This is a genomic window from Bradyrhizobium canariense, assembly GCF_019402665.1.
Classification (GTDB): Bacteria; Pseudomonadota; Alphaproteobacteria; order Rhizobiales; family Xanthobacteraceae; genus Bradyrhizobium; species Bradyrhizobium canariense.
This window is the reverse complement of the sequence record NZ_VSST01000028.1, coordinates 68,067-78,466: the sequence shown is the minus strand read 5'-3', so window position 1 is coordinate 78,466 and position 10,400 is coordinate 68,067. Positions and strand designations below refer to the sequence as shown.

The 10,400-nt window shown below is 65.0% G+C and carries 11 protein-coding genes; 5 read left to right on the top strand and 6 right to left on the bottom strand.

Going from position 1 to position 10,400, the window contains the following annotated elements; genetic code table 11:
* The coding region (locus tag FXB41_RS16045; RefSeq protein WP_219682429.1) for a molybdopterin-dependent oxidoreductase at window positions 1-311 on the bottom strand (311 nt) is incomplete at its 3' end.
* A 253-nt stretch (window positions 312-564) separates the two neighbouring features.
* Here FXB41_RS16045 and FXB41_RS16040 point away from each other — a divergent pair.
* The 4 genes from FXB41_RS16040 to FXB41_RS16025 are packed head-to-tail and all read left to right on the top strand — an operon-like array spanning window position 565 to window position 4,834.
* Window positions 565-1,521 (top strand): tripartite tricarboxylate transporter substrate binding protein, encoded by a 957-nt coding sequence (locus tag FXB41_RS16040; protein WP_219682434.1) that lies wholly within the window; start codon window positions 565-567, stop codon window positions 1,519-1,521.
* Window positions 1,522-1,536: 15 nt separating this feature from the next.
* The gene (locus FXB41_RS16035; protein WP_219682428.1) at window positions 1,537-2,007 is read left to right on the top strand and encodes a (2Fe-2S)-binding protein; all 471 of its coding nucleotides are present in this window, start codon (window positions 1,537-1,539) and stop codon (window positions 2,005-2,007) included.
* Window positions 2,004-4,139, top strand: coding sequence for a xanthine dehydrogenase family protein molybdopterin-binding subunit (locus tag FXB41_RS16030; protein WP_219682427.1), 2,136 nt, complete (start codon window positions 2,004-2,006; stop codon window positions 4,137-4,139). The genes FXB41_RS16035 and FXB41_RS16030 overlap by 4 nt, the downstream gene beginning before the upstream one ends.
* Complete coding sequence (locus tag FXB41_RS16025) at window positions 4,136-4,834, top strand: molybdate ABC transporter substrate-binding protein (RefSeq protein ID WP_219682426.1); 699 nt, start codon at window positions 4,136-4,138, stop codon at window positions 4,832-4,834. The genes FXB41_RS16030 and FXB41_RS16025 overlap by 4 nt, the downstream gene beginning before the upstream one ends.
* Window positions 4,835-4,843: 9 nt before the next feature.
* Here the strand turns inward: FXB41_RS16025 and FXB41_RS16020 are convergent, their stop codons facing one another.
* Genes FXB41_RS16020 through FXB41_RS16005 form a run of 4 tightly spaced genes read right to left on the bottom strand, consistent with a single transcriptional unit; the run spans window position 4,844 to window position 8,536 of the window.
* Window positions 4,844-5,650, bottom strand: coding sequence for an SDR family NAD(P)-dependent oxidoreductase (locus FXB41_RS16020; protein ID WP_007601612.1), 807 nt, complete (start codon window positions 5,648-5,650; stop codon window positions 4,844-4,846).
* A gap of 24 nt (window positions 5,651-5,674) precedes the next feature.
* Window positions 5,675-6,967: a TRAP transporter large permease gene (locus FXB41_RS16015; RefSeq protein ID WP_007601611.1), complete on the bottom strand. Its 1,293-nt coding sequence runs from the start codon at window positions 6,965-6,967 to the stop codon at window positions 5,675-5,677.
* Window positions 6,958-7,506 carry a TRAP transporter small permease gene (locus FXB41_RS16010; protein WP_007601610.1) on the bottom strand — a complete coding sequence of 183 codons (549 nt, stop codon included), beginning with the start codon at window positions 7,504-7,506 and terminating at the stop codon, window positions 6,958-6,960. Before FXB41_RS16010 ends, FXB41_RS16015 begins: the two co-directional genes overlap by 10 nt.
* A gap of 58 nt (window positions 7,507-7,564) precedes the next feature.
* A complete protein-coding gene (locus FXB41_RS16005) occupies window positions 7,565-8,536 on the bottom strand; it encodes a TRAP transporter substrate-binding protein (RefSeq protein ID WP_007601609.1) in 972 nt (323 codons plus the stop codon).
* A 324-nt stretch (window positions 8,537-8,860) separates the two neighbouring features.
* On the opposite strand from FXB41_RS16005, the gene FXB41_RS16000 reads away from it, so the two are divergent.
* Window positions 8,861-9,637 (top strand): cyclase family protein, encoded by a 777-nt coding sequence (locus FXB41_RS16000; protein ID WP_219682425.1) that lies wholly within the window; start codon window positions 8,861-8,863, stop codon window positions 9,635-9,637.
* Here the strand turns inward: FXB41_RS16000 and FXB41_RS15995 are convergent.
* Entirely contained in the window at window positions 9,634-10,362 is a 729-nt protein-coding gene (locus FXB41_RS15995; protein ID WP_007601607.1) for a Crp/Fnr family transcriptional regulator, read from the bottom strand. The genes FXB41_RS16000 and FXB41_RS15995 overlap by 4 nt on opposite strands.
* Window positions 10,363-10,400: the final 38 nt, after the last annotated feature.

The following is a 10,400-nucleotide window of genomic DNA, read 5'->3' as shown; positions in this document are numbered from 1 at the left end:
TCGCGCTCGGCCTGCTTGAAGCGATCCGCAATCTCGTCCAGCGCCTCGTCCCAGGTGATCCGGGTGAATTGGCCGGAGCCTTTAGGCCCGGTCCGGCGCAGCGGATACATCAGCCTTTCAGGATGATGGATGCGCTCGGCATAACGGGCGACCTTGGCGCAAACCACGCCGGCCGTATAGGTCTGCTTTTTCGAACCGCGGACACGGCCGATGCTGCGTCCCTCGACCACCTCGATATCGAGCGCACAGGCCGACGGGCAATCATGCGGACAGGTCGAATGGCGGATTTCGATCTTGGCGTGCTGGTTCATGTCCAATTTGGTAACACCAAAATACCCCTCAGCCGAGGGCATTTATCCGGCAACGCCCATGCGATTTGCTCAGACCGCGTGCGCCGCCGGTTCCTGCCGCGACCGCGAAAAGCCGCGCCGCCACACCGAAAACCGCCCGATATTCCAGGCACCATCGGCTTTGTGAGGCGTCGACAGTCCGCCTCCCCTGCCGCTACAGTGCCCGCCAACAAGAACGAACACCAGGGAGGTGGGTGTGACGGCCCGACAATTCATGCTGGCGCTGGCCGCCGGCCTGCTCAGCGCATGCTCCGCAGCCCCGTCCCTGGCGCAAGACTATCCCAACCATGCGGTCCGGATCGTCGTGCCCTTCGGCGCCGGCGGGCCGGCCGATGTCGCGGCCCGGCAGATCGGCAATGCGCTCCAGGAGAGTTTTGGCCAGCCCTTCGTGATCGAGAACCGCACCGGGGCGGGTGGCGTCATCGGCACGGTCGAAGCGGCGAAGTCGCCCGCCGACGGCTACACGCTGCTGATGATGTCCAACACCCAGACCGCGAACGAATCCCTGCTGACGCCGGACAAGCGCAAATACGAGCTGATGCGCGACCTCGCGCCGATCGCACCGGTGAACTCTTCCGATCTCGTCATCGTTGTGAACCCGCAAGTCGCAGCGAAGACGCTGCAGGAGTTCGTCGCGCTCGCCAAGTCGCAGCCGGGCAAATTGAACTACGCCTCCTCCGGCCAGGGCACGCCCTATCACATGGCCGGCGAGCTGTTCAAAGCCATGGCCGGCATCGACCTCGTCCACGTGCCCTACCGCAACAGTGGCGAGGCACGCAGCGGCGTGATCGGCGGGCAGGTGCAGATGATGATCGACGCCGTGCCGGCGATGGCGCCGAACATCGGCGAGAACCAGGTCCGCGCGCTCGCGACCACCGGCAAGCAACGCTCAGCGGTGCTACAGAGCGTGCCGACAGCGATCGAGGCGGGCGTCGCAGGCTATGAAGCCACGATCTGGCTCGGCCTGATGGCTCCGGCGGGCACGCCGAAACCTGTGATCGACAAGCTCAATGCCGCCGTGAACGCAATGGTGAAGCGGCCCGACATCGTCAAGCTCTGGACTGCGCAGGGCGCGGTGCCCATGTCGATGACGCCGGAGGAATTCGACAAGTTCCTGCGCGGTGACATCGAAAAATGGGCCGACGTGGTCAAGAAATTTGACAAGTCCTGAGGCTGTAGAGCGACAATGCCGACCATTCAATTCCAGCTCAACGGCGCCGCGGCGGCCGTGGATACCGATCCGGATCAGACGCTGCTCGATGTGCTGCGCGGCCGGCTCGGCGTCACAAGTCCGCATTTCGGCTGCGGGGCCGGCGAGTGCGGCGCTTGCTATGTCATGGTCGGTGATCGCGCGATGGCCTCCTGCGACATGCCGATGTGGTCGGTCGCGGACAAGGACGTCGTCACGGTGGAAGGCCTCGGCACGGCGGAGCAACCGCATCCGCTGCAACGCGCCTTTATCTCCGAGCAGGCGATGCAGTGCGGCTATTGCGTATCCGGGATGCTGATCAGCGCGGCGGCGCTGCTGAAGCGCAACCCGTCGCCGACGGAGGCGGAAGTGAAAACCGCTCTTGATCGCAATCTGTGCCGCTGCGGATCGCACAACCGCATCGTCCGCGCCGTGTTGCGGGCGGCCGCGGAGATGGCGGGATCATGAGTGCGCCGTCCCCTGCCCCGACACTGCCGGTCAGCCTTGCGGCCAATCCCAAGCTGTCATCCTGGGTGAAGCTCATCGGCGAAGGCCGTGTGGCGATCTCGCCCGGCAAGGTCGAGATCGGCCAGGGCATCGTCACGGCCCTGGCGCAGATTGCAGCCGACGAGCTCGACGTCGATATTGGCCGCATCGAGATGATCCGCGCCTCCACGGCGGCAAGCCCGAACGAAGGCGTCACCTCGGGCAGCCTTTCGATCCAGCAGTCGGGCCGCGCGCTGCGCCAAGTCTGTGCCGAGGTCCGCCAGCGCTTCCTCACCGCGGCATCGGAGCGTCTCGGCGTCGATGCGTCGCTGCTCGAGATCCAGGACGGCACGATCTCAGGCCCCGGCAATGTCAGGACCAGCTATTGGGAGTTGGCCGATGACATCTCGCTCGACCACGACGCCAATGCGGGCGCGACAGCGAAGATCGTCGCCAAGCGCACTGTGGCCGGACATTCGGTCCAGCGCGTTGACATTCCCGACAAGGTGTTCGCACGGCCGCGCTTTATTCATGACCATCCGCTGCCGGACTTGCTGCACGGACGCGTGCTGCGGCCGGACATCTCGGGCGCCAGGCTGATCGCGCTCGACGAGACGGCGACGCGAGCCGTTCCCGGCCTCGTCGCGATCGTCCGCGACGGCGGCTTTGCCGGCGTGATTGCCGACAGCGAGGTAGCGGCGGAAGCCGCGCTGAAAGCCTTGCGCAGTGGCGCGACATGGTCGGCCGGCGAGCCGCTACCGGATGAAGATGATCTCGCCGGATTCCTGAAGAGCCAGCCGGTCGAGACTACCGTGATCGACACCAGGACCACTGCGGCAACGCTAGAGAAAGCTGCTCGCCCCCTCCGCCGGCAATACATCCGTCCCGACATCGCGCATGCCTCGATCGCTCCATCGTGTGCGATGGCGCGATGGGACGGCGATCGTGTCCATGTCTGGACGCACAGCCAGGGCGTCTATCTGCTGCGCGCCGACCTCGCGATCGTGCTCAAGCTGCCAGCAGAAAACATCGTCGTCGAGCACATGGAAGGCGCGGGCTGCTACGGACACAACGCGGCCGACGACGTCGCGCTCGATGCCGTGCTGCTGGCGAAAGGGGCCGGCGGCCGTCCGGTGCGGGTGCAATGGTCGCGCCACGACGAGATGTCTCACGCGCCGTTCGGCGCGGCGATGGCGATCGAGATCGAGGCCGATCTCGATGCGGACAACGAGATCGTCGGTTGGCGCCATGCGATCTGGAGCAACGGCCACGCGGCGCGGCCGGGGCGCGCGGCACAGCCCGCGCTGCTCGCCGCAACCGAGATTGCGTCCCCCTACCCGCGCATGATCTCGACCAATCCGCCCGCGGCCAATGGCGGCGGCGGCGACCGCAACTCCGTTCCGCTCTACGACCTCCCGGCCTGGACGGTCACGAGCCACCGGCTGCTGACCATGCCGGTGCGCACCTCGGCGCTGCGGACCCTTGGTGGACAAGGCAATGTCTTCGCGATCGAGTCCCTGCTCGACGAGATCGCAGCCCTTCGCGGCGAAGACCCGATCGCGTTCCGCCTGCGTCATCTGCGCGAGGAACGGGCAAAGGAGGTCATCCGCGCGGCGGCACGACGTGCGCAATGGAAACCGCAGAAGCAGTCCGGCATCGGTCATGGCGTCGGCTTCGCCCGCTACAAGAACACGGGGGCCTATTGCGCCGCGATTGCGGAGATCGAAGGCACTGAAGACATCCGCGTCAAGCGGCTGACGCTGGCGGTCGATGTGGGCGAGGCCATCAATCCCGACGGCGTCATCAACCAGATCGAGGGCGGCGCGATCCAGGCGACGAGCTGGGTGTTGAAGGAACGCGTCCGCTTCGACCGCACGCGCATCACATCGACGTCCTGGACCGACTATCCGATCCTCACCTTCATCGAGGTGCCAATGGTGGATGTCGAGATCGTCCAGCGGGCGGAGATCGAGCCGGTCGGCGCCGGCGAGGCCGCCCACGGCCCGGTGACGGCAGCGATCGCCAACGCCGTCTACGATTGCCTCGGCGTGCGCGTGCGCGACCTGCCGATCACCCGCGACAAGATCATTGCAGCCATGGAGCTGGCATCGTGACGACAGTGAGCATTTTGAGCGGAGGCGCGGCGCAAGGCCTGGTGCGCGGCCTCAGCGATCCCTTCAAGACGCAGACCGGCTTCGGCATTGACGGTGAGTTCGGCGCCGTCGGCATCATGGCGGACAAGCTGCGCGCGGGGACGGCGGCCGATCTGGTGATCCTGACGCAGGCGCTGCTTGCAAGGCTTGCCGAAGAGACGCTCGTCATCCCCTCCTCGATCTCTGATGTCGGGCGGGTCGAGACCGCGCTGGCGGTCCGCAGCCGCGATCCCAAGGTGACCGTGAAGACTGAGGCTGATTTGCGCGAGGTGCTGCGCAGCGCCGACGCGATCTACGTCCCTGATACGAAAGCCTCGACGGCGGGACAGCACGTCGCGAAGGTGCTGGATCAGCTCGGCATCGCCTATGAGGTCGCGTCGCGCCTCAAGATCTTTCCCAACGGCGCGACCGCGATGCGGGAGCTTGCGGCGTCCGCCGCTGCGCATCCGATCGGCTGCACCCAGGCCACCGAGATCATCGCAACCGACGGCATCGCGCTGTCGGGAGCGCTGCCACCGGGCTGCGAGCTCGTGACGATGTACACGGCCGGCGTGACCACGCGGGCCGCCCATCCGCAAGAGGCGGCCGCGCTGATCGCGTTGCTGACCGGCGCAGACCGCAGGGATCTGCGCCAGCGCGCCGGCTTTACCGGCTAGATAGCCGCTTTATTTGTGCAACTGGGTGAGACCGGTCGGCGGACCGTCGACGGCGGTCCAGCCGCCATCGACGAACAGCGTGCTGCCGCTGACATAGCTCGCGGCGTCCGAGGCGAGATAAGCGACGGCTGTCGCGACCTCGTCGGCGCTGCTCCAGCGGTTGAACACGGTGTGGCCGGCGTAGAGATTGTAGATGTCGGGACGCTGCTTGAACGGGCCGGTCAGCGCGGTCTCGGCGATGCTTGGCGCGATCGCGTTGACCCGCACGCCGGAGCGTCCGACCTCGGAGGCAAAGCCCTTCACCAGCAGGCCAATGGCCGCCTTGGTCGAGCCGTAGACGCCGAGGCCCGGCTCGATGGTCACCGCCCGCACCGAGGAGCAGGCAATGATGCTGCCGCCCTTCTGCTCGACCATGATGCGGCCGAAAGCCTGGAAGAACCACACCGTGCCCTTGATGTTGAGGTTGAGGACGCGGTCGAGATCCTCCTCGGTGTAGTCGAGGATGGTCTTGCGGATGTTGAGCCCGGGCGTCGTCACCGCGATGTCGAGCCGTGAGAATTTCTGCATCACGGTCTTGGCCAGCGCATTGACATCAGCAGCGCTCGCGGCGTCGCACGCAGCCGCCTCGGCCCAGCCGCCCTTCTCACGAATGCCGGCGGCGGTTGTTTCGGCGGCGTCAAGCGCACGATCGGCGCAGATCACGCGGGCGCCAAGCCCGGCCAGCGCCTCGGCCGACGACTTGCCGATGCCCGAGGCAGCGCCCAGCACTACGGCCGTCTTGCCGGTGAGATCGAAGAGCTTGCGATAGTCAGTCACGGATAGAGTCTCCCTGCGTTGCTGCTATCCCTTGTAGCCCATCAGCAGGCGGGGCAGCCACAGCGAGAACGCGGGGACGTAGGTCACGAACATCAGAGCTGCGATCAGCGCGGCGTAGAACGGCAGGATGGTGCGCATCACCGCGCCCACCGAGATGCCGCCGATCGCGCAGCCTACGAACTGCGTCGTTCCGACCGGCGGGGTGTTCAGTCCCAGCGCGCAGTTGATCAGCATCAGCATGCCGAACTGCACCGGATCCATGCCCGCCTTCATCGCGATCGGCAGGAAGATGGGCGTGCAGATCAGGATGGTCGCGGCCATGTCCATGAACGTGCCCAGCACGAACAGGATGACGTTGATGAGCAGGAAGATGACCCAGGGCTGCGTCGAGACCTTGCCCATCATCTCGCCGGCGAAGTCGGCGACCTCGTAAAGCCCCATCAGATACTGGAACATGGTGGAGACGCCGATCAGCAGCAGCACCACGCCCGTGGTCTTCACCGCCTTGGCCGCAGCGCGCAGGAAGTTCGGCAAGGTCATGGTGCGGTAGATGAAGAACGTCAGCAGGATCGTATAGGTGACCGCGACGGCCGCGGATTCGGTTGCCGTGAACACGCCGGACAGGATGCCCGCCAGGATGATGCCGACGATCAGAAGGCCGGGCAGAGCGGCGGCGAACGAGCGAAAAACCGCGGGCCAGCCCGGGAACTTGCCGGCCGGATAGCCGCGCTTCACCGCGACCGCGTAAGCGGCGACCAGCATGCACACCATCAGCACCAGCGCGGGCAGGAGGCCGGCGGCGATCAGCGCGCCGATCGAGACCTTGCCGCCGGCGGCGAGCGCATAGATGATCATGTTGTGACTGGTCGGCATCAGTGCTCCGACCAGCGACGCATGGGTGGTGACGTTGACGGCGTAGTCGGTGTCGAAACCTTCCTTCTTCATCATGGGGATCATCACGGCCCCCATCGCCGACACGTCGGCAACAGGCGAGCCGGACACGCCGCCGAACAATGTGCAGGCGACCACGTTCGACATACCGAGCCCGCCGCGGATGTGTCCGACGAGATTCTTGGCGAGCTGCACGATCTTGTCGGCGACGCCGCCATGCAGCATCAGCTCACCGCTGAAGACGAAGAACGGGATGGCGAGGAAGGAGAAGATGTTCATCCCCGACATCATCTGCTGGAAGATGACCGCGACCGGCAGGCCTTCGTAGAGGATCGTGCAAATCGCCGACAGGCCGATCGCGAAGGCGACCGGGACGCCGAGGACCAGGAAGCCGAAGAAAGTGGCGCCGAGAATGATCAGTTCCATGACGGGACGACCTCTTCGCCGCGCAGGAGAGCGATAATGTGCTCGATTGAAAAGGAGACGATCAGGACGCCGGAGGCGATCAGCGGCACGTAGCGGATGACCTCGGGCAGGCCGAGATTGGGAATCTTCACCGTTCCGACCGAGGCTCCGAGGATCCAGCCGTTATAGGCCATCGCGACGCCGAACCCGGCGACCAGGACGTGGATGACAAGCTCGATCTTCTCTCGCGCGTTGTCCGGCAGCATCACCAGCAAACTGTCCATGCCGATATGGCCGGCATCGCGCACGCCGACGGCGGCGCCGATCAACGTGACATACAGGATCAGAACCAACGCAAGGTTCTCCGTCCAGGTCGGGCTGGAATTGAGCACGTAGCGTCCGAACACCTGGTAGAAGACGATGGTGACGATGACGAGCAGCCCGGTCACCGACAAATACATGCCTAGCCGAGCGACAGGAGCATTGATCCGGGACAGCAGGCCGGTGGACGGGCGTCCGGCTACGTCCAGTTCGTGGTCTGCGACGTGAGGGTCTGTCATCCAAGTCTCCTTGCGGGTCCGGCGTCGCCAGTCGGCGCGCCGGACCGACGCTATGGTCTTACTTCGTGTCCTGGATACGCTTGACGAGGCTCTTCAGCTTCTCGTCACCCGCGAACTTGTCGTACACCGGCTTCATCGCGTCGACGAACTCCGCCTTGTTGGCGATCGTCACGACTTGAACGCCGGCCGCTTCGACGGTCTTGCGGGATGCCTGCTCACGCTCGTCCCAGAGCTTGCGCATGACGGGCACCGATTCTTTGGCCGCCTTGCGGACCATCGCCTGGTCTTCCTTGCTCAGCGTGTCCCAGACCGTCTTCGACATCACGAGAACTTCGGGCGCCAGGGAGTGCTCGGTGACGTTGTAGAACTTGGCGGCCTCGAAGTGGCGCGAGGACTCGTAAGACGGCCAGTTGTTCTCGGCAGCGTCCACCAGACCGGTCTTGAGAGCGGTATAGACCTCGCCATACGGCATCGGGGTCGGATTGGCCCCAAGGCTCTGGATCATGCCGACCCACAGATCGGATTGCTGGACGCGAATTTTCAGACCCTTGACATCCGCGAGCGACTTGATCGGTGCCTTGACGGTGTAAATGGACCGGGCGCCGCTGTCGTAATAGGCGAGGCCGATCAGGCCTGCGGGCGCCATGGCCGCCAGGATCTCGTCGCCGATCGGCCCGTCAAGGACGGTACGCATGTGCTGCGTGTCCCGGAAGATGAAGGGCAGGCACAACGCGATGGTTTCCGGCACGAAGTTGTTCAAGGGCGATGCGTTGATCCGCATCATGTCGAGTGCGCCGATCTTGAGCTGCTCGATGGTGTCCTTCTCGGAGCCCAGGGCACCGTTGGGGAACACCTTCACGCCGAGCTTGCCGCCGCTCGCCGCAGCGAGCTGCTTGCCCATGAACTTGACGGCCTCGACGGTCGGATAATCGGCGGGATGGATGTCGGCGGAACGGAAATCGCGTGCGGTCGCCAAGGGGGCTGAGACCGCCAGCAGAGCGGCTGTGATGACGCCGGTAAGTATCTTCATCTGGGCTTCCTCCTGAGTTGATTATGTCGTTGGGCAGATGCTGCGGGCCGCCTTGGGTCGCTCCACTTCCGGTATGAAGTCAAGCGCCATTGTCGTCCCTAGGGCGCGCGGCATTCTCTGTCCAAGCCAAATCCGGCATCGATCAATGCTAGAGTTGCATCGATGGATCAAGCCGCCTTTGGGCGGACAACCGGCTCGTAGCCCGCTTTTTCCGAAATCATCTGTCCGTCTGCCGCGGGAAGCGTTTATGCGCGTTGCTTGACGCCGCCGGTGCGGCCCCCTCAAGATGCTGCGAAACAAAACGGACCATCCCGAGGAATGCCCATGCCGCGGAAGCTGATCGACATCTCCGTGCCGCTCAGAAACGACGTGACGGCGGATCCGCCGGGCAATCACCCGACGATCCAGTACATCGATCACCAGCAGGGCCTGCCGCGGATGCTGCAGTTCTTCGACGGCCTTACGGCGCAGGACCTGCCGGACGGCCAGGGCTGGGCCGTCGAGCAGGTCTCGCTGTCGACCCATAACGGCACGCATCTCGATGCGCCCTGGCACTTCCATCCAACCATGAATCGCGGCGAGCGGTCATGGACGATCGACGAGGTGCCGCTGGAATGGTGCTTTCAGCCCGGCGTGAAGCTCGACTTCCGACATCTGCCCGACGGCTACGTGGCGAGCGCCGACGATGTCGAGAAGGAGTTGAGGCGGATCCGGCATTCGCTGTCGCCGCTGGAGATCGTCGTCGTCAACACCGGCGCCGGCGCCAGGTTCGGCCAAGCCGACTATGTCAGCTCAGGCTGCGGCATGGGCTATGAGGCCACCATGTATCTGCTCGAACGCGGCGTGCGGCTGACCGGCACCGACGGCTGGAGCTGGGACGCGCCGTTCGTCCACACCGCGAAGAAATATGCCGAAACGAAAGACGCCGGCCTGATCTGGGAGGGCCACAAGGCGGGGCGGCACATCGGCTATTGCCATCTCGAGAAGCTGCACAATCTCGACCAGCTGCCTTCGACCGGGTTCACCGTCTCGTGCTTTCCGGTGAAGATCGAGCGGGCCTCCGCAGGCTGGACCCGCGCCGTCGCGATCATCGACAGCTAGCTGTCGAGCCCGCTCTCGGCGAGTTCGCGCAAGGCATCCATGTCGAGCACGACGATGGCGCCGTGCTCGAGGCGAACCCAATTGCGGCCCGCCCAGGCGCGCAATTGCTTGTTGATGCTCTCGCGCGTCATCCCCACCATCTCGCTGATCTCCTGCTGCGTGATGGCGAGCGTGCCGCTGCCGGAGTCGAACTTGCGCTCTTCGGTGAGGCCGAGCAGCGCGCTCGCAAGCCGGCCCGGCAGATTTTGCAGGATCACCTGCTCGACCTGCTGGCTGGTCCAGCGCAGGCGCGCGCAGAGCAGCTCGATGAACTTCATTGCGAGCGCCGGCTGGCTCTTCACGAACGGCAGGAAATCCCGGCGATCGATGATGTAGAGCTCGCAATTGGTGTTGGCGGTCGCATCGGCCGACCTGGGGGCGCCGTCGAGCACCGCGATTTCGCCGAAGATCTCTCCGGGACCGATCAGATTGAGAATGGCATTGCGGCCGTCGGGCGACGAAGAGGAAATCTTCACCGTCCCTGTGATCACCGCGAACAGATTGTTGCCGGGATCGCCCTTGGCAGCAATCGTCGCGCCGCGCTTCACCGTGGTGTGCTTGGCGTAACGGCAGAGCTGATCCAGCGCCTCCGGCTCCAGATCCGCAAAGATCGGGTGCTTGCGCAGGACCGATAATTTATTTCCCGCCGCTTGTCGGGGGTCGTCGCCGGTCTTGTCCTGAGGCACGCCACTGGGCTCCTAAGACTGCGAGGCACTGGGGTCCC

Bases quoted from the DNA above. Each gene is read 5' to 3' on its own strand.
- FXB41_RS16040 (WP_219682434.1), top strand. From the start codon at position 565: ATGCTGGCGCTGGCCGCCGGCCTGCTCAGCGCATGCTCCGCAGCCCCG.
- FXB41_RS16035 (WP_219682428.1), top strand. From the start codon at position 1,537: ATGCCGACCATTCAATTCCAGCTCAACGGCGCCGCGGCGGCCGTGGAT.
- FXB41_RS16030 (WP_219682427.1), top strand. From the start codon at position 2,004: ATGAGTGCGCCGTCCCCTGCCCCGACACTGCCGGTCAGCCTTGCGGCC.
- FXB41_RS16015 (WP_007601611.1), bottom strand. From the start codon at position 6,967: ATGGAACTGATCATTCTCGGCGCCACTTTCTTCGGCTTCCTGGTCCTC.
- FXB41_RS16010 (WP_007601610.1), bottom strand. From the start codon at position 7,506: ATGACAGACCCTCACGTCGCAGACCACGAACTGGACGTAGCCGGACGC.
- FXB41_RS16005 (WP_007601609.1), bottom strand. From the start codon at position 8,536: ATGAAGATACTTACCGGCGTCATCACAGCCGCTCTGCTGGCGGTCTCA.
- FXB41_RS16000 (WP_219682425.1), top strand. From the start codon at position 8,861: ATGCCGCGGAAGCTGATCGACATCTCCGTGCCGCTCAGAAACGACGTG.